The organism is Kribbella sp. NPDC055110, assembly GCF_053607525.1.
Genome location: NZ_JBSGTS010000004.1, coordinates 79,707 through 97,297, shown reverse-complemented (window position 1 = coordinate 97,297; position 17,591 = coordinate 79,707). Strand labels below are relative to the sequence as shown.

The window sequence follows — 17,591 nt, the reverse complement described above, 5'->3', positions numbered from 1 at the left end:
AGTGTCGGCGCCGCCACGTAGGCTTGCCTCCATGCCATCCCCGCGTGTCGCGGAGCCCCTCCCGGCGGTCCCGCTCAAGCTTCCCCGCAAGGCCCCTGTGTACGTCGACGAGACGCATACCCAGCTGGTCCGCCGGGCCCGGAAAATGCACAAGGTACTCACCGAGACCTACCCGGACGCGCACTGCGAGCTGGACTTCACCACCCCGCTCGAGTTGCTGGTGGCCACGATCCTGTCGGCCCAGACCACCGATGTCACGGTCAACAAGGTGACCCCGACGCTCTTCGCGAAGTACCCGACCGCCCAGGCGTACGCCGAGGCCGACCGGGACGAGATGGAGGCGATCCTCAAACCGACCGGCTTCTTCCGGGCGAAGACCAACAGCGTGATGAAGCTCGGCCAGGCGCTCGTCGACGACTACGACGGCGTCGTACCGAACAAGCTCGAGGAGCTGGTGAAGCTCCCCGGCACCGGCCGGAAGACGGCGAACGTGGTCCTCGGCAACGCCTTCGGTGTCCCCGGGATCACCGTCGACACGCACTTCGGCCGCCTGGTCCGCCGGTTCGGCTGGACCGCGGAGGAGGATCCGGTCAAGGTCGAGCACATCATCGGCGACCTGTTCCCGAAGAAGGACTGGACGATGCTGTCGCACCGGCTGATCTTCCACGGCCGCCGGCGCTGTCACGCGAAGAAGCCGGCCTGCGGCGCGTGCCCGATCGCCCAGTGGTGCCCGTCGTACGGCACCGGTCCCACGGACCCCGAGGCCGCGGCGAAGCTGGTGAAGGTCCCCGCGTGAACCGTTCGCTCCGCCGCGTGCGACCGCTCCTGGCAGGGGCGGTCGCGTTGGTGCTGTCGGTGACACTGGCGGCGTGTGGATCGGAGCGAGCCGATGACAGCGGTACGCCGTCGTCCGGGCGGAGCACTGTGGCGGGCGCGGACCAGCTCAAGGCCTGCCCGTCGGCGCCCTCGAAGCCGCCGGTCAGCAACGGACTGCCTGACATCAGCCTGCCGTGTCTCGGAATCGGTCCGGATGTCCGGCTCGCCGATCTGCGAGGGCCGCTGGTGATCAACGTGTGGGCGCAGTGGTGCGGCCCGTGCCGCGACGAAGCGCCGTACCTGGCCGCGCTCGCGAAGTCGGGCAAGGTGACGATGCTCGGGATCGACTACGACGACCCGCGGCCGGAGCTCGCGGTGAAGTTCGCCGGCGCGGAGAGACTGGCCTACCCGCACGTCATCGACCAGGACAAGGCGATCCAGCGGGCGCTGAAGGTCGGCGGCCCGCCGCTGACCGCGTTCGTCGACGACAAGGGCGAGATCGCCTACGTGCATCGCGGCGTACTGACGTCCCAGCAGCAGCTCGATCAGTTGCTCAAGGACAAGCTCGGGGTGACTCCATGACGGACGTGGAGATCCCGGATTGGCTGCGGCCGTTGGCGAAGGCGTCCGAGGACGTGGATCCGAACGTGTTGTCCCGGTTCCTGCCGCCGGACGATCCGTCGGTGCGGAAGTCCGCCGTACTGATCTTGCTTGCTGACGGCAACGACGGGCCGGAGGTGCTGCTCACCGAGCGAGCCTGGACGCTGCGCAAGCACGCCGGGCAGATGGCGTTCCCGGGCGGCGGCGCCGACCCGGAGGACGGCCCCGGGGAGAGCGGTCTGATCCGCACCGCGCTGCGCGAGGCCCAGGAGGAGACCGGCCTGGATCCGGCCGGCGTCGTGCCGTTCGCGGTCTGGCCGGCGCTCTGGGTGCCGGTCAGCAACTTCGGCGTGTCGCCGGTGCTGGCCTGGTGGCGGGAGCCGTCGCCGGTCGCGGTGGTCGACCCGGCCGAGGTCGCGTCGGTGCACGAGGTGCCGATCAGCGCGCTCGCCGACCCGGTGAACCGGATCAGTTGTTTGCATCCGAGCGGTTTCACCGGCCCTGCGTTCATCATCGGTGACCTCTACATCTGGGGGTTCACGGCCGGATTGCTGGACAAAATGCTGCAGCTCGGCGGCTGGTACCGCGACTGGGACCCCTCGAACGTCGTACCGTTGCCCGACCGACTGGTCGAGGCGGCCTGGCGGAGCGAGGGACGACGGCCGGAGGACGTGCGGCGGATGACCGCCATCGAGCACGATCTCGGCCGGGCGCCAGGTGACAAGTCGGAAGGCGTGGAATGAGCTGGCTCGACTGGGCGGTGCTGGGTACGGCGGCACTCGTGGCGATCTCGGGGTACGTCGAAGGTTTCGTGCTCGGGGCGTGCGCCACCGTCGGTCTACTCGGCGGCGCGGCCGTCGGCGTCTGGGGCGTCCCGAAGGCACTGAACCATTTCTCACCGAGCGTGACGGTGTCGTTCGCGGCGCTGGTGCTCGTGGTGGGGCTCGCCGCGCTCGGGCGAATGCTCGGGGCCCTGGTCGGCACCAAGGTGCGGAGGCAGTTGTCCTGGCGGCCGGTGCGGTTCCTGGACGCGCTCGGTGGCGCCGTGCTGGCGGCGGCGAGTGTCCTGATCGTGGCGTGGGTCCTCGGGGTCGCGGTGAGCGGTGCGCGGATCCCGAGTGTCACGTCCGCCGTCCGCGGGTCGGAGGTGCTCGCGAAGGTCGACCAAATACTGCCGAACAGCGCTGACCGCGCGTTGCAGTCGTTCAACGACGTGGTCAACACGGACCTGTTCCCGCGGTTCCTCGACCCGTTCGTGCCGGAGCGGATCCGCGAGACGCAGCCGCCGGACAGCGCGATCGCCCGGCAGCAGCCGGTCCGGGACGCGTACACGATGATCGCCAAGGTCACCGGGGTCGCCAGCTGCTCGCGCGGCCTCGAAGGCAGTGGGTTCGTCTACGCTCCGAAGCGGGTGATGACGAACGCGCACGTCGTCGCCGGGGTCAGCTCGCCGCAGGTCGAGGTGAACGGGAAGAAGTACGACGCCAAGGTCGTGGTGTTCGACCCGGAGACCGACATCGCGGTGCTGTACGTGCCCAACCTGACCGATCCGAAAGTGAAGCCGCTGTCGTTCGACTTCACCGGTAAGGCCGACGACCCGGCGGTCGTGCTCGGCTACCCGGAGAACGGCCCGTTCGACTCCGAGCCGGCCCGGATCCGCTCCGAGGAACGGCTCCGCGGCCCGGACATCTACGGCGACAAGACGGTCACCCGCGAGGCGTTCTCGATCTGGGCCTCGGTCCGCCCGGGCAACTCCGGCGGTCCGCTGCTGTCCGCGAAGGGCGTCGTGTACGGCGTGGTCTTCGCGGCCTCCGTCGAGGACAACCGCACCGGCTACGTCCTCACCGCCCAACAGGTCGCCGAAGACGCCCGCGCCGGCACCTCCGCCACCCAAGAGGTCTCCACGCAATCCTGCACCTGATGCAGCAGGTCGGTGGTCAGCAAGGCCGACCACGCGGAGGTGCACGTCAGCATCTTCCACGACTGCGGGCGCGGCTCGATCGTGACCTATCGGATCGAGAACGTGGACGGCAGTTGGAAGGTCACCGGCACTGTCGGCGGCGTCACTGGTGTCCTGCCCGCGGGTGGATGTCCTTCAGCCAGTCCACGAGAAGGGTGTTGAACAGGTCCGGGGCTTCCTCGTGCGGGAAGTGACCGGCGGGGGTGATGAGTTCGTGGCGCAGCGGTGCCGTGACCAGATCTGGGGGTGTGGTCACGGTGGGGGAGACCGCTGCGTCCTGCGCTCCGTGGAGCTGCAGGACGGGTATGGCGACCGGCGTACGCATCCTTGCCGAGTACTTCCGCCCGTCCGGCCGCAACCGCGACCGGGCGAACCACCGGTGGTACTCGAGCGCACAGTGTGGCGCCGGCCAGACCTGGAGTGCGGCTCGGTAGCGCCGTGACGCCTCCGCATCCGGGAACGTCCCGCCGGGCGCGGCCCAGGCGCGGAGCAAGCGCTCGATGTGGATCCCGTCCTGCGCCAGCAGCCTGCGTTCGGGCAGGATCGGCAGCTGGAACCACGCGCTCCGCGTCAGCGCCTTCGTCTGCCCCGACCGGGCGAGCAACAACGGGTGTGGCGCCGACACGGCAGCCAGTCCCCGGACCTGCCGCGGCGTCAGTACGGCGGCCGACCACCCGATGAACCCGCCCCACCCGTGTCCGACGACGACCGCATCCGCCGCGCCGAGCGACCGGATCACCCCGGACACGTCGGCGGCTGCGGTGTACGGGTCATAACCACGGGGGGTCTTGTCGCTGGCGCCGTACCCACGTAAGTCCATCGCGACCGCGCGATACCCGGCGGCCGCGACCACCGGCAGCTGGTGGCGCCAGGCCCACCAGAACTCGGGGAAGCCGTGCAGGAACACGACGAGCGGATCGTTCGCCGCGCCACACTCCGCGACGTGGAACCGGGCCCCGTTGGCCGCGACCAGTGAGTGCGACCAGGGGCCGTCGACCAGGAGGTCGACGACTCCTGCCGGGCTCAGCGCCGTACGCCCGGCTCAGGCAAGGCCAACGTCTCGTCGTCGCCCTTGCCGATCGACTTGAGGGCCTCGACCGACTCCTTCGAGGTCTCGATCGCCCGCGTCGGACCCTTCGCGCTCTTCAGCGCCCGCAGCCCGACGAACACCAGGATCGCGCCGATCAGCAGGAACGCGCCGGCCACGATCAGGAACGCGATCGCCGGGTGCAGCCCCGCCGCGGTCAGGCCGTACGCCGCGGAAATGCACAGCATGATCACCGCGAGCAGCGCCAGGAACGCCGCCGCCGCGAACATTCCGGCTCCGGTCCCGGCCGCGATCGCGGTCTTCTTCAGCTCGGTCTTCGCGAGCTCGATCTCGCTGCGGACCAGGCTGGACAGGTCCTTGCTGGCATTCGCCACCAGCTGGCCGACAGTGGGCTCGTCCCCGTTCATCGACATCGCGACTCCTTCCCGCACGTCCGTGCCCCGACACTACCGCCCGCGCCCGCGGTCAATCGGTGTACGCGCGGTTCCGGCGAGCCAGGAGCAATGCGGCGATCAATGCGGCCAGCACCGAAGCGATCAGTACGGCGGCCTTCGCGCGCTCGACCTGGGCCGCGTCGGACCCGAACGCGAGCTGGGCGATCAGCAGCGCAACCGTGAACCCGATGCCGGCCAGCACCGACACAGCGGCGACGTCCCGCCAGGCCAGATCGGAGTTCAGCTCGGCCCGAGTGAAGCGCGCGGTCAACCACGACCCGCCGAACACCCCGATCGCCTTCCCGACCAGCAGCCCGGCGACGATGCCGATCGCGACCGGGTCGGTCAGCAACTGCCGTACGGCGCTGCCGCTCAACGTCACCCCGGCGGCGAACAACGCGAACAGCGGTACGGCGACCGCCGCGGACCACGGGCGCAGCCGGTGCTCGATCCGCTCGGCCGGCGCCTCGTCCTCACCCGGATCCGCGACCACCCGCGTGACGAGCCCGAGCGCGACACCGGCGATCGTTGCGTGGATCCCCGACTCGTGCATGAACCACCAGGCGCCGACAGCGATCGGTACGTAGAGGAACGGCGTACGGACGCGGCGGCGCTGGAGGACGTACCAGAGCGCGATCAGGGCGACGGCGACGAGCAGTTGGAGCAGGTGGAACCCGTGCGAGAAGAACACGGCGATCACGAGGATCGCGCCGAAGTCGTCGACCACGGCCAGCGTCAGCAGGAACGCCCGCAGCGCGCTCGGCAGCGACGAGCCGACGATCGCCAGGACCGCGAGCGCGAACGCGACATCGGTTGCCGTCGGCACCGCCCAGCCGTGCGGCTTGCCGTCGTTGGTCACCAGGTTGGTGACCAGGTAGATGATTGCCGGGAGCACCATTCCGGCGATCGCGGCGACCACCGGGACGACGGCCTCGTTGAGCTTCGACAGGGTGCCGACGACCAGCTCGCGCTTCAGCTCGACCCCGGCCAGGTAGAAGAACAGCGCCAGCGCGCCGTCGGACGCCCACCCCTCGACGGTGAGCGGGCCGAGCTGCACGTCGCGCAGGTGGTGGTACGCGTCCTGCCAGGGTGAGTTCGCCCACACCAGCGCGACCACGGCCGCGGCGAGCAGCAGCAGACCGCCGGTCGTCTCGGCGCGCAGCGTGTCGGCGAGGAACGCCCGTTCACGGCCGAGAATGCGGGGAAATGCGCGCTTACGCTGCCGGATCCGTGGGTGCTCGCTCATGGACGGCCCTTCGTTCGGGGTCGGTCGGACGGACTGCCGACCAGACTTCCCGGCGCACCAACGCCATTCTAACGTCTTGCGGAGCTATTCCTGGAGCAGCTCGGCCAGCGCCTCGAAGTCCGCGACCGTGTGGTCCGGTGCGCCGAACACCTTCGGGTACGGCGTGTTGCGGCGGTCGATGTAGAAACCCTGGAGACCGGCGCGCTGGGCGCCGTCGATGTCCCACGGGTGCACGGCCGCCAGACCCATCCGTTCGACGGGCACCCCGCAGACCTCGGCGGCGTACCGGTAGGCGTCGGGGTGCGGCTTCCACCGTTGCGGCACCGACACGTCGAGCCGGTGCTCGAGCAGCGGCAGGATGCCGCCGTCCCGGAACACGTTTTCGGACATCGCCGCCGATCCGTTGGTCAGCGTGACGATGCGCACGCCGGCCTCGTGGATCTTGTGCAGACCCGGTGCGACGTCCGCGTGCAGCGGAAGGCGGGTGAATCCGGAAAGCACGTTTCCGACCGTTTCCTCGGTGGGCTCGATTCCGGCGCCGACGAGTTGCGCTTCGAGGAGCTCGGCGGCCAGGTCGCGGAAAACGCTGTACTTATTGACCACGGTCAGCGCGAACCCGTCTCGCAGCGTCGCCGCGAACCAGGCCTCGAGACTGTGCCGGGGCAGGCCGGCTGCCTCGAATCCGTCCCGCAGTGGCTCCATGTCGGTCAGGGTCTCGTTGACGTCGAGCACCAGTACGTCGAGCATCACCACTCCTCGCTATCTTGGATCAGTCGTTCCAAGATATGCTGTCAGGTATGGCGGATGTCAAACATTTCGACGAGGCGGAAGCGCTGGCCGCCGTCGAGCAGTTGTTCTGGCGCCGCGGGAGTGCGGCGACCGGGATCCAGGACGTGGTCGCGGCGACCGGGCTGAGTCGGTCCAGTCTCTACAACGCGTTCGGCGGCAAGGACGACCTGTACGCGGCGGCCGCCCGGCGGTACCTCGAGAACCGGTCGCGGCCGATGTTCGACCAGCTGGCCGCAGACGGGCGCGGACTCGTTGCGGTGCGCGCGTTCTTCGAGCAACTGCTGCGGTTGCGGTGTTCGGGGGAGTACGCCGGCTGGGGGTGCATGATGGCGAACGCGAACACCGAGAGCCCGCCGGACGGCGTACGGGCGGTGCTGTCCGAGCATCACGCTGTACTGCGGGATTCGCTGGCCGCTGCACTAAAGGTTGCTGAGGGCAATGGCGAGCTGCGGTCCGGGACCGAGGTGTCGGGGGCGGCGGAGTTGCTCACGCTGCTCGCGTACGCGATCAACTTACGGTCGCGGTCGGGTGCGACGCAGGCACAGTTGCGGTCCGCGGTCAACGCGGCGCTGGCGGCACTCGCTACCTGATCCAGACGAGCGGGTCCGGCCCCTTCGGGACGATGCCGGTCGGGTTGATGTTGTGGTGGGTGACGTAGTAGTGCCGCTTGATCTGGTCGAAGTCGACGGTCTCGCCGAAGCCGGGCAGCTGGTACAGGCGGCGCGCGTACGCCCACAGGTTCGGGAACTCGGTGAGCTTCTGCCGGTTGCACTTGAAGTGCCCGTGGTACACCGCGTCGAAGCGGACCAGCGTGGTGAACAGCCGCACGTCCACCTCGCGGAGCGTGTCGCCGAGGAGATAGGTGCGGTCCGCAAGCCGTTCCTCGAGTACGTCGAGTCGCGCAAACAGCGCGTCGTACGCGGCGTCGTACGCCTCCTGGCTGGTCGCGAAGCCGCAGCGGTACACGCCGTTGTTCACGTCTCGGTAGATCTCCTCGATCAACTGGTCCATCTCCGCGCGATCGGCCGGGATCAACTGCGGGGCGCCGGCGCGGTGGAACTCGGTCCACTCGGTGGAAAGGTCGAGGGTGATCTGCGGGTAGTCGTTCGTGACCACCTCGCCGGTCGTGGTGTCGACGATCGCGGGCACCGTCACGCGGCCGTCGTACGACGGGTCGGTGCGCAGGTACGCCTCGGACAGGTACTGGATGCCGAGCACCGGGTCGCGACCGTCCGGATCGAGCGTGAAGCGCCAGCCGCGCTCGTCGCGGATCGGGTCCACGACCGCGAGGCTGATCGCGTCCTCGAGGCCGAGCAGCCGGCGGACGATGATCGAGCGGTGCGCCCACGGGCAGGCCAGGCTGACGACCAGCCGGTACCGCCCCGGCTCGACCGGCCAGCGGCCCTGATCGTCCGGGCCTTCGCCCGCCGCCGCCGTCGAGTCGCGGGAGATCCGGCCGGTGAATCGGTTGCCCTGCCGCTTCCATTCGCCGGTCTGCGACGTCTCCTGCACGAACTGTCCCGGGGTCATAACGACAAAACTACCCCCGCTGGGAAATGGCTGAGCCTGTGGATCGTCACTGGCCGTGAGGTGGCACCGGCCGTTACAGTCGGGCTGACAAGGTGGTTCGGGACAATGTCGTCGCGGGCGCCTTGCGCGGTAGAACACGCCGCGGCCCCGCGCCCCCCGGCACTGGTTTGCCGGGCAGATTCCCAGGGATACTTGACCTCATGGCCCGCCCACGGAACAACCCAGGCGACCTCGCCGAGCTCCCTACCGAGCTGCGGACCGATCGTCCGAAGGGTGACCAGATTCGCGAGATTCTGGAGAACCTCACCCGCTCGCTGGCCGTCGGCACCGTGCTGCCGTCCGAGCGCGTCCTCGCCGAGCGTTTCGGCGTCGCCCGGATGACCGTCCGGCAGGAGGTCGACCGCGTCGTGGCCGAGGGCCTGGCCAATCGCCGCCCCGGCGGCGGCACCTTCGTCTCGGAGCCGCGCCCGTCCCGGATGCTCGCGTCGTCGTTCAGCCAGGACATGATCAACCGCGGCATCGAGCCCGGCGCCAAGGTCCTCGAGCACCGCGTCGGCGCCGCGGACGAGCAGCTCGCCCGCGAACTCGAAGAGGCCGTCGGCGCGCCGGTCCTGCACCTGGTCCGCCTCCGCACCGCCGACGGCGACCCGATGGCGATCGAACGCACCGCCCTCTCCCTGAACCGCTACCCCGCCCTCGACGAGATCGACTTCGCCGAGAAGTCCCTCTACACGGTCCTCGCCACCCGGTACGGCGTGACGCTCGGCATGGTCTCCGCCTCGATCGTCGCCGCCCCACCGGAGCCCGGCGACGCCGAACTCCTGGAGATCGACAGCTCCACCCCCTGCCTCATCATCACCTCGGCCCCCCGCACCGCCACCGACCAGGTGATCGAATTCGGCCGCTCCATCTACCGCTCAGACCGCTACGACATAACAGTCGCCTACCGCGCCACCTGAGTCGCGTGGGGCTAGACGTTCAGGCTGCGGAGGACGTTGGGGGGTTGGCCTCGGTCTGTTAGGCGGGTGACTACTTCTACGGTCAGGGCCTGGAGGAGTAGGGCGCCTACCAGGGTGGACGTGGCGCCGGTGGGTTCCGTCGTACCGGGGATTGTGATGAGGGCGTCGCCGGGTACTCCGCAGTTGTCGATGACGACGTCGGCGGTTTCGAAGAGGCGTTGGCCGCCTGGGGCGCGGGAGGTGGTCGCGTTCGAGTGGGCGAGTGAGGTCAGGGCGATGACCTTCGCGCCGCGTTTACGGGCGCCGAGGGCGAATTCGACGGGTACGGCGTTGCGGCCGGAGTTCGACGCGATGAGTAGTACGTCGCCGGACTCGAGTGGGTTGATCTCCAGGAGTACGTCGGCCAGGCCGGGGAGGCGTTCGAGGAGCGAGCTCTTCTGCAGGCCCTCGTGCAGCATCAGGCTCGGTTCGAGGATCGCCCGTACGTCGGCCAGCCCGCCGGCCCGCCCGTACAGCTCCTCGGCCAGCGTGTGACTGTGCCCGGTCCCGAACACCCAGAACCGCTTCCCACCGGCGAGCGCATCCGCGACCAACCCCGCCGCCACCCGGATCGCGCCCAGTTGCGTCTCGGCCGCCTGCTGCGCGATCGCCAACGCCTTACCCATGTACTCGTCCGCCCCAGCCATGCCCTGAACCTATCGTCCGCACGTCGGACCGCGCGAGCCACCTGTCTAGACCACTGCCCTGCAGCCGACTTCTGCAGGTGGACAGTACGTATAGGTCCACTTGGCGCCACCTCACGCTTGGCGCTGAACCATGACCGGGCTAGTAGGCCTATACGTACTGTCGGGCTGCAGCTAGACAGCTACTCCGATCGCCGCGCGGTAGTGCTCCGGGTGGTCTGCCTCGTCGACGAGCGCGACCGCGAAGTCGGCGTACGAGATCAGCTCCTGTGCGTCCGCCGGCGCCACGCGATAGCTGCCGTTGCGGGACGGGTCCGCGTGGTTGAAGTCTCCGGTCGGTGCGATCGAGACCCAGTCGAGGGACGACGTCGCGAACACGTCGAGCGCCGCCTGGTGGGAGAGGAAGAACGGGCGGTACTCGCGCGGGTATCCCTCGGTGTCCATCAGGAGCGTTCCGTCCGCGGTCGGGAGGATCGACGCCAGCCCGACCCACACGAGTCGCCGTACGCCGGCCTTCTCGAGCCCTTCCACGAGCGCCCGCGCAGCTCGGGGGAAGAACTCACCCGGATCGCTCCCGCCGTCGTACACCCCCGCAATCACCGCGTCACACCCCACCGCCAACTCCGCAACCCGCCCCACATCAGTCACATCCCCAACAACCAACCCTGCATCCGTCGTACGGGCGACGCCGACGACCTCGTGTCCACGGGATCGGGCCTCCGTGACGGCCGCCGATGCGGCGCGTCCGCGGGCGCCGATGACCAGAATCTTGCTCACCGCAACCTCCTCGACAAAGTGGTACGGCGACTGTAGGAGGGAGGGTGGTTACCGATTGGATACCTTGGTGGGTATGGCGGCGTTGCGAGCGGACATGTTCGAGGAGATCTGCCCGTCGACGCTGCTCCCGTTCCGGATCGGCACCGACAAATGGGCGGGCCTGGTGCTGCGCTGCCTGGAGGACGGTCCGCGCCGGTACTCCGAGCTGCGGGTCCCGCTCGCCCGGATCAGTCCGAAGGTGCTGACCCAGTCGCTGCGCTCGCTCGAGCGGGACGGGTTCGTCAACCGGACGGAAAGCGCCAGACGGGTCACCTACGAGCTGACCGACCTCGGCCGGAGCCTGCTCGGACCGTTGCGGCTGATGTGTGCCTGGGCCGAGGATCACTGGGACGAACTCCTAGACGCCAAAGAATCGTAGGTCGCGCCAACGTCGGTGGTTGCGAACCGTTGACGACCTAGACTGCGCGGGTGGATGAGCAGACCCCGACCGCCCTGACCGAATTGCCGAGCTGGTTGCTGACCCAGAGCGCGGCCCAGGCGCACCGAATCGTCACCGAGTCGTTCGCCGCCGGAGGTGCGCGGGCGTACCACTTCCGGCTGCTCGCGACGCTGGTGGAGTTCGGTCCGGCGAGTCAGGCGGCCCTCGGGCGGCGCAGCTCGATCGACCGCAGCGATGTGGTTGCCGCGCTCAACGAGCTGGAGGCCGAGGGGTACGTCGAGCGCAGCGCGGACCCGTCCGACGGGCGGCGGAACGTCATCACGATCACCACGGCCGGCAAGCGCCAGTACCGGAAGCTGACGAACCTGGTCGGCAAGGCGCAGGAGGAGATCTTCGCGCCGCTGTCGGCCACCGACCGTACGCGGCTGACCACGATCCTCGGCAAACTGCTCGCCTACCACCAGGAGTAGGACCTGGCTCAGAGCGGAAGCTGGGCTCGGGCCGCCTTCTGCGTCCGGCGGACGCGCAGCTCCCGGGCGTGCACCCGGCGGCGCGCGGCCCGCGAGATCTTCGGACGTTCCGCGGCGGCGAGGGGCGGCGTCTGGTCCAGCGGCTGCATCGGGTTCACGTACTGTCCGATGCACGGTCCGCCCGTTCGGTTCCGCCGTACGCCGGAATTCCGCGGCCGCCCGTCCTCCGACGGGGGCTGTTCGGCGCAGATTCGGAGCGGCTGGGCGATACGCCGGTTCCCGTGGCGGGGTCGGCGTTGGTAGAAAGGTAACCGGGCGCTCCAGCGCCGAAGCCAGCGATGAGGAGTCGTCGACGTGACGAATGCAGAGCCATCCCAGTCCGACGCACTGTCGAACCTGATGCACGAGGAGCGCCGGTTCGACCCGCCCGCCGAGCTCGCGGCGAACGCGAACCTCAAGGCCGACGCCTACGACCGGGCCGCGGCCGACTTCGAGGGGTTCTGGGCCGAGCAGGCCAAGCGGATCACGTGGGCCGTCGAGCCGACCGAGACGCTGGACTGGAGCAACCCGCCGTTCGCGAAGTGGTACGCCGACGGCAAGCTGAACGCGGCGTACAACTGTGTCGACCGGCACGTGGAGAACGGCCTCGGCGACAAGGTCGCGTACTACTTCGAGGGCGAGCCCGGCGACACCCGCGAGATCACCTACGCGCAGCTCAAGGACGAGGTCAGCAAGGCCGCGAACGCGATGCTCGAGCTGAACGTCAAGCCCGGCGAGATCGTCGCCATCTACATGCCGATGATTCCCGAGACCGTGGTCGCGATGCTCGCCTGCGCCCGGATCGGCGCCCCGCACACGGTCGTCTTCGGCGGCTTCTCCTCGGACGCGCTCAAGGGCCGGATCCTGGACTGCGACGCCCGCGTCGTCATCACCTCCGACGGCGGCTACCGCCGGGGCGCCGCGGCCGCGCTGAAGCCGGCCGTCGACGCCGCGCTGGTCGACTGCCCGGACGTGCGCAACGTGGTCGTGGTGAAGCGCACCGGCCAGGAGACTGCGATGGTCGACGGCCGCGACCTGTGGTGGGAGGACTTCGTCGGCAAGCAGTCGACCGAGCACACTCCGGAGGCGTTCGACGCCGAGCACCCGCTCTACGTGATGTACACGTCCGGCAGCACGGGCAAGCCGAAGGGCATCCTGCACACCACGGGCGGCTACCTCGTCGGTACGTCGTACACGCAATGGGGGGTGTTCGACCTCAAGCCGGACACCGACGTCTACTGGACCGCTGCCGACATCGGCTGGGTCACCGGCCACAGCTACATCGTGTACGGCGCCCTCGCGAACGCGACCACGTCCGTGCTGTACGAAGGCACGCCGGACACGCCGCACCAGGGCCGCTGGTGGGAGATCGTCCAGAAGTACAAGGTCTCGATCCTGTACTGCGCGCCGACGGCGATCCGGACGTTCATGAAGTGGGGCGCCGACATCCCGGCCAAGTTCGACCTGTCGACGCTGCGGGTGATCGGGTCGGTCGGCGAGCCGATCAACCCGGAGGCGTATGTCTGGTACCGCGAGCACATCGGCGGCAACAACGCGCCGGTCGTCGACACCTGGTGGCAGACCGAGACCGGGATGCACATGATCTCGCCGCTGCCGGGTGTGACGTCCGGTAAGCCGGGCGCCGCGATGAAGGCGATCCCAGGTGTCAGCGTCGACGTCGTCGACGACGCCGGGAAGTCGGTGCCGGACGGCTCCGGCGGTTATCTCGTCATCACGAAGCCGTGGCCGGCGATGCTCCGGACGCTGTGGGGCGACGACGAGCGGTTCGTCGACACGTACTGGTCGCGCTGGCCGGGCGTGTACTTCGCCGGTGACGGTGCGAAGAAGGACGAGGACGGCGATCTGTGGCTGCTCGGCCGGGTCGACGACGTGATGAACGTGTCCGGTCACCGGTTGTCGACGACCGAGATCGAGTCCGCGCTGGTCTCGCACCCGAAGGTCGCGGAGGCCGCCGTGGTCGGCGCGTCCGACCCGACGACGGGCCAGGCGATCGCCGCGTTCGTGATCCTCCGCTCGGAGGCCGGCGACGGCGGACCGGACGTGGTGCAGGAGCTGCGCAACCACGTCGCGAAGGAGATCGGCCCGATCGCGAAGCCGCGCCAGATCATGGTCGTGTCGGAGCTGCCGAAGACCCGCTCCGGCAAGATCATGCGCCGCCTGCTCCGCGACGTGGCCGAGAACCGCGAGGTCGGCGACGTCACCACCCTCGCCGACTCCACGGTCATGGACCTGATCAAGACCAACCTGGCCGCCGGCAAGTCCGACGAGGACTGATCTCCCGTAACAGGCCCCCGGTTCGTCCGGGGGCCTGTTCTGTTTCAGAAGGCTGGGAGTCGTTCCAGGGCGGTGACATCGGGCGGCGGGAACTCGGCGGCCGGACCGTTGGGCCCTTCCTCCGCGCGCCGCAGGTAGCGGTCGACGAACCGCTGGGTCGACGTCAGTACGTCGGCGCACTGCGCGGTCGTGAGCGTGCCCGCGGTCAGGGCGTCGCCGAGTTCGTCCAGGTCCAGGATCTGGTACCGATCCATCGCGGGCGGAATCAGGAAGTCGACGTACAGGTCGTGCACGACGAGCCCGGTATCGGTGCGCTCGATCTCCACCAGGTCGACGTACCACCACCCCTCGACCGGCCCCTCGAAAACAGCCGGCTTCGTCAGCTGAATCCCCTCGCCGAGGAGCAGAAAACTACGGTCGACGGTCGGGCGACCGGCGACCTGATACCGGGGCAGGATCTGTACGTCGTACGCGACAACCTCTCCACGTTGACGCCCGGGACACCACTGCCCACTCCGATGCAGCACCTGGACGTCCATGGCGCGACGCTACAACAGCCCCCGGGTTACCTCGGGGGCTGTTGTCGGGGCGTGGATGTCAGACCTGGCCGGCCTTCTCCAGCGCGGAGCAGCAGGTGTTCACCAGCAGGCGCGTCACGTCGTACGGATCGATGTTGGCGTTCGGACGCCGGTCCTCGATGTAACCCTTCTTGTCGACCTCGACCTGCCAGGGGATCCGCACCGAGGCGCCGCGGTCGGACACGCCGTAGCTGTAGACGTCGTGCGGGGCAGTCTCGTGCGCGCCGGTCAGACGCTCCTCGATGCCGTGCCCGTAGCCCGCGATGTGCTCGTCGACCTTGCCCGGCGCACCGAGCGACTCGCAGGCGGTGATGATCGCGTCGTACCCCTCACGCATCGCCTTGGTCGAGAAGTTCGTGTGGGCGCCGGCGCCGTTCCAGTCACCCTTGGCGGGCTTGGCGTCCAGCGTCGCGGCCACGTCGTACTCCTCGGCGATGCGGTACAGCAGCCAGCGGGCCATCCACAGGTGGTCGGACGCCTCGACCGGACCCGCCGGGCCGATCTGGAACTCCCACTGGCCGGGCATGACCTCGGCGTTGATGCCGGAGATCGCCAGGCCCGCCTCGAGACACGCGTCCAGGTGCTTCTCGACGATCTCCCGGCCGAAGACCTCGTCGGCGCCGACGCCGCAGTAGTACGGGCCTTGCGGTGCGGGGAAGCCGACGGCCGGGAAGCCGAGCGGACGGCCCTCCTGGAAGAAGGTGTACTCCTGCTCGATGCCGAACCAGGACTCCTGCTCGGCGTACGCCTCGGCGACCGGAAGAAGCTTGGCCCGGTTGTTCGTCGGGTGCGGGGTGCCGTCCACGAGGTAGACCTCGCACAACACCAGCTTGTGGTCCCCGCCGCGGATCGGGTCCGGGCAGGAGAAGACCGGCTTGAGCACGCAGTCGGAGTTGTCACCCGGCGCCTGGTTGGTGCTCGAACCGTCGAAACCCCAGTCCGGCAACGCGGCGCCGTCGGCCAGGATCTTCGTCTTCGAACGCAGCCGTGCGCTCGGCTCGGTCCCGTCGATCCAGATGTACTCGGCTTTGTAGCTCACCGTCGGTCCTTTCCTCACAGCCGACGCATCGGGCGACCAGCCTGGTTCGACAGTGTCAACCAGCAATTTCGGTCCTGTTGATTCGATGTGACGGCCGTGTTAACGGGAACGTGACGTAGACAACCCCGATGGCTCTAGGGTCGGGGGATGACTGTGCTTGTGGCGATCATCCATGCCGGCCTCGCCGCTGCCTGGGTGGGTGGGATGGCGTACTCGTTGTTCGTGGTGCAGCCGAAGGTGAAGAAGTACTTCGGGACGGACCAGGACGGCCGCGAGACGCTGACCGCGGTGATTGCCTCGGGCAACCGATGGAAGGTGATCGGGCTGATCGCGGCGATCGCGCTCACCGGTGGCGCGCTGCTCGCGATCAACCACGAGCACTGGTGGATCCACGCCGTCAAAGGTTTCCTGCTGCTGATCGCCACCGCGATCTTCTGGTACGTCTCCTGGCGGCACTGGCCGCAGCGCGTGTTCGCGACCACGGCCGAGCTGCCGAAACTGCAGGCGCGTCTCATCACGCTCGCGACGACAATGCTCGCGCTCGCGGGAACGGCCTTCGCCCTCGGCGTCATCGCCGTACACCTGTGAAGAACCAGGCGGCGCACCGTAGCGTGCGCGCTCGGTTGCGGATCGTGGGTATTTTGACCTGGTGACCCGCCCAGCACATCCGTCGTCCGCAGATCCAGCTGATCAACCCGCCACGTACGGCGAGGTGTTCGGTGTGACCGAGTTCCGCTGGCTGTGGCTGGCGCAGCTCGGGTCGGTGATCGGGGACCAGTTGGCCCGAGTCGCGCTCGCGGTGCTCGTCTTCGACCGGACCGGATCGGCCGGGCTGTCCGCGGTCACCTACGCGCTGACCTTCCTGCCCGACATCGTCGGCGGCCCGCTGCTTTCCGGGCTGGCCGACCGCTATCCGCGCCGCCGGCTCATGATCGGCTGCGACATCGCCCGCGCGGTGCTGGTCGCCGCGATGGCAATCCCCGGCGCCTCGCTGTGGATCCTGTGCGTGCTGCTCGTCGCGGTGCAGTTGCTCGCGTCCCCCTTCCAATCCGCCAGAGCCGCCCTGCTGCCGTCGATCCTGACCGGCGACAAGTACGTGCTGGCCAGCTCGGTGTCGAACATCACCGCGCAGGCCTCCCAACTGGCCGGCTTCGTGACCGGCGGCACCCTGGTCGCAGCGTTCGGCGCCGGGAACGCGCTGCTCGCCGACGCCGTCACCTTCGCCTTGTCAGCGGTGCTGCTGAAGCTCGGAGTGCGTGAGCGCCCGTTGCCCGGGTCGACCGATGCGCGCCCGGGATGGTGGCCTTCGCTGTCGGCCGGCGCTCGGCTCGTCTGGAACGATCGGCGACTGCGGTACCTGGTCGCGCTGGCCTGTGTCGCCGGTTTCTACGTGAGCATCGAAGGACTTGCAGCGCCGTACGCCGCAGTGGTCGGAGGCGGTCCAGCCGCTGTCGGGATCCTGCTCGCCGCCAACCCGGCGGGGCAGATGGTCGGGATGCTCCTGCTGACGCGAGCCGCTCCGGCGCGGCGGCTCACGCTGATGGGTCCGCTCGCGATCGGGTCCTGTGCGCCGCTGATCGGCTGTATCGCGGAGCCGGGGCTGTGGGTGACCGTCGCGTTGTGGTTCGTGTCGGGGTTGTGTGCGTCGTACCAGTTGGCCGCGAGTGCGGCGTTCGTGCTGAACGTCCCGGACGCACAGCGCGGCCAGGCGTTCGGCCTGGCGCGCACTGCGCTGATCGTGTCCCAGGGAATCGGGGTGCTGGTCGCCGGAGCCGCTGCGGATCGGTGGGCACCGTCCTCGGTCGTGGCGGCCGCGGGAATTCTCGGCGTACTGGTCGCGGCGGGCGCGGCGTACGGGTACGTCGGCGCCACGCGGCAACCTGCGTGAC

Annotated in this window: 21 protein-coding genes; 11 read left to right on the top strand and 10 right to left on the bottom strand. The window is 69.1% G+C overall.

Going from position 1 to position 17,591, the window contains the following annotated elements; translation table 11 throughout:
• Window positions 1-31 precede the first annotated feature (31 nt).
• From nth to ACWF0M_RS08280, 4 genes are read left to right on the top strand one after another with little or no spacing between them, the layout of a single operon-like run.
• A complete protein-coding gene (gene nth, locus ACWF0M_RS08295) occupies window positions 32-796 on the top strand; it encodes an endonuclease III (RefSeq protein WP_452234937.1) in 765 nt (254 codons plus the stop codon).
• A complete protein-coding gene (locus ACWF0M_RS08290; protein ID WP_452234936.1) occupies window positions 793-1,398 on the top strand; it encodes a redoxin family protein in 606 nt (201 codons plus the stop codon). The genes nth and ACWF0M_RS08290 overlap by 4 nt, the downstream gene beginning before the upstream one ends.
• Window positions 1,395-2,159 (top strand): NUDIX hydrolase, encoded by a 765-nt coding sequence (locus tag ACWF0M_RS08285; RefSeq protein WP_452234935.1) that lies wholly within the window; start codon window positions 1,395-1,397, stop codon window positions 2,157-2,159. The genes ACWF0M_RS08290 and ACWF0M_RS08285 overlap by 4 nt, the downstream gene beginning before the upstream one ends.
• The gene (locus tag ACWF0M_RS08280; RefSeq protein WP_452234934.1) at window positions 2,156-3,337 is read left to right on the top strand and encodes a MarP family serine protease; all 1,182 of its coding nucleotides are present in this window, start codon (window positions 2,156-2,158) and stop codon (window positions 3,335-3,337) included. The genes ACWF0M_RS08285 and ACWF0M_RS08280 overlap by 4 nt, the downstream gene beginning before the upstream one ends.
• 142 nt (window positions 3,338-3,479) lie before the next feature.
• On the opposite strand, the gene ACWF0M_RS08275 is transcribed toward ACWF0M_RS08280, so the two are convergent.
• The 4 genes from ACWF0M_RS08275 to ACWF0M_RS08260 form a co-directional block, all read right to left on the bottom strand.
• Complete coding sequence (locus ACWF0M_RS08275; RefSeq protein WP_452234933.1) at window positions 3,480-4,283, bottom strand: alpha/beta fold hydrolase; 804 nt, start codon at window positions 4,281-4,283, stop codon at window positions 3,480-3,482.
• A 116-nt stretch (window positions 4,284-4,399) separates the two neighbouring features.
• A complete protein-coding gene (locus tag ACWF0M_RS08270; protein ID WP_452234932.1) occupies window positions 4,400-4,837 on the bottom strand; it encodes a phage holin family protein in 438 nt (145 codons plus the stop codon).
• A 52-nt stretch (window positions 4,838-4,889) separates the two neighbouring features.
• Window positions 4,890-6,104, bottom strand: coding sequence for a Na+/H+ antiporter NhaA (gene nhaA, locus ACWF0M_RS08265; RefSeq protein ID WP_452234931.1), 1,215 nt, complete (start codon window positions 6,102-6,104; stop codon window positions 4,890-4,892).
• 84 nt (window positions 6,105-6,188) lie between these two features.
• Window positions 6,189-6,851, bottom strand: a complete 663-nt coding sequence (locus ACWF0M_RS08260; protein ID WP_452234930.1) for a haloacid dehalogenase type II — start codon at window positions 6,849-6,851, stop codon at window positions 6,189-6,191.
• Window positions 6,852-6,901: 50 nt separating this feature from the next.
• Here ACWF0M_RS08260 and ACWF0M_RS08255 point away from each other — a divergent pair, with 50 nt between their 5' ends.
• Entirely contained in the window at window positions 6,902-7,483 is a 582-nt protein-coding gene (locus ACWF0M_RS08255; RefSeq protein ID WP_452234929.1) for a TetR/AcrR family transcriptional regulator, read from the top strand.
• Here the strand turns inward: ACWF0M_RS08255 and ACWF0M_RS08250 are convergent.
• Complete coding sequence (locus ACWF0M_RS08250; RefSeq protein WP_452234928.1) at window positions 7,476-8,423, bottom strand: glutathione S-transferase family protein; 948 nt, start codon at window positions 8,421-8,423, stop codon at window positions 7,476-7,478. The genes ACWF0M_RS08255 and ACWF0M_RS08250 overlap by 8 nt on opposite strands.
• A 200-nt stretch (window positions 8,424-8,623) precedes the next feature.
• Between ACWF0M_RS08250 and ACWF0M_RS08245 the strand changes: the two genes are divergently transcribed.
• Window positions 8,624-9,382: a GntR family transcriptional regulator gene (locus tag ACWF0M_RS08245; protein ID WP_452234927.1), complete on the top strand. Its 759-nt coding sequence runs from the start codon at window positions 8,624-8,626 to the stop codon at window positions 9,380-9,382.
• An 11-nt stretch (window positions 9,383-9,393) separates the two neighbouring features.
• Here ACWF0M_RS08245 and ACWF0M_RS08240 read toward each other — a convergent pair whose 3' ends face one another.
• Entirely contained in the window at window positions 9,394-10,068 is a 675-nt protein-coding gene (locus tag ACWF0M_RS08240) for an SIS domain-containing protein (RefSeq protein WP_452234926.1), read from the bottom strand.
• A gap of 171 nt (window positions 10,069-10,239) precedes the next feature.
• Window positions 10,240-10,842, bottom strand: a complete 603-nt coding sequence (locus ACWF0M_RS08235) for an NAD(P)-dependent oxidoreductase (RefSeq protein ID WP_452234925.1) — start codon at window positions 10,840-10,842, stop codon at window positions 10,240-10,242.
• A gap of 73 nt (window positions 10,843-10,915) precedes the next feature.
• On the opposite strand from ACWF0M_RS08235, the gene ACWF0M_RS08230 reads away from it, so the two are divergent.
• A complete protein-coding gene (locus tag ACWF0M_RS08230) occupies window positions 10,916-11,260 on the top strand; it encodes a winged helix-turn-helix transcriptional regulator (protein WP_452234924.1) in 345 nt (114 codons plus the stop codon).
• 50 nt (window positions 11,261-11,310) lie between these two features.
• The gene (locus ACWF0M_RS08225) at window positions 11,311-11,751 is read left to right on the top strand and encodes a MarR family winged helix-turn-helix transcriptional regulator (protein WP_452234923.1); all 441 of its coding nucleotides are present in this window, start codon (window positions 11,311-11,313) and stop codon (window positions 11,749-11,751) included.
• Window positions 11,752-11,759: 8 nt separating this feature from the next.
• On the opposite strand, the gene ACWF0M_RS08220 is transcribed toward ACWF0M_RS08225, so the two are convergent.
• On the bottom strand, window positions 11,760-11,900 hold the full coding sequence (locus tag ACWF0M_RS08220; protein WP_452234922.1) for a hypothetical protein: 141 nt from the start codon (window positions 11,898-11,900) through the stop codon (window positions 11,760-11,762).
• Window positions 11,901-12,150: 250 nt separating this feature from the next.
• On the opposite strand from ACWF0M_RS08220, the gene acs reads away from it, so the two are divergent.
• Window positions 12,151-14,085, top strand: coding sequence for an acetate--CoA ligase (gene acs / locus ACWF0M_RS08215; RefSeq protein WP_452235213.1), 1,935 nt, complete (start codon window positions 12,151-12,153; stop codon window positions 14,083-14,085).
• Window positions 14,086-14,129: 44 nt separating this feature from the next.
• Here the strand turns inward: acs and ACWF0M_RS08210 are convergent, their stop codons facing one another.
• Both ACWF0M_RS08210 and glnII read right to left on the bottom strand, forming a co-directional pair.
• The gene (locus ACWF0M_RS08210; RefSeq protein ID WP_452234921.1) at window positions 14,130-14,624 is read right to left on the bottom strand and encodes a hypothetical protein; all 495 of its coding nucleotides are present in this window, start codon (window positions 14,622-14,624) and stop codon (window positions 14,130-14,132) included.
• A 58-nt stretch (window positions 14,625-14,682) separates the two neighbouring features.
• A complete protein-coding gene (gene glnII / locus ACWF0M_RS08205; protein ID WP_452234920.1) occupies window positions 14,683-15,702 on the bottom strand; it encodes a glutamine synthetase in 1,020 nt (339 codons plus the stop codon).
• A 147-nt stretch (window positions 15,703-15,849) separates the two neighbouring features.
• On the opposite strand from glnII, the gene ACWF0M_RS08200 reads away from it, so the two are divergent.
• Entirely contained in the window at window positions 15,850-16,290 is a 441-nt protein-coding gene (locus ACWF0M_RS08200; RefSeq protein ID WP_452234919.1) for a hypothetical protein, read from the top strand.
• 61 nt (window positions 16,291-16,351) lie between these two features.
• The gene (locus tag ACWF0M_RS08195) at window positions 16,352-17,590 is read left to right on the top strand and encodes an MFS transporter (protein WP_452234918.1); all 1,239 of its coding nucleotides are present in this window, start codon (window positions 16,352-16,354) and stop codon (window positions 17,588-17,590) included.
• The last annotated feature ends 1 nt before the right edge of the window (window position 17,591 follow it).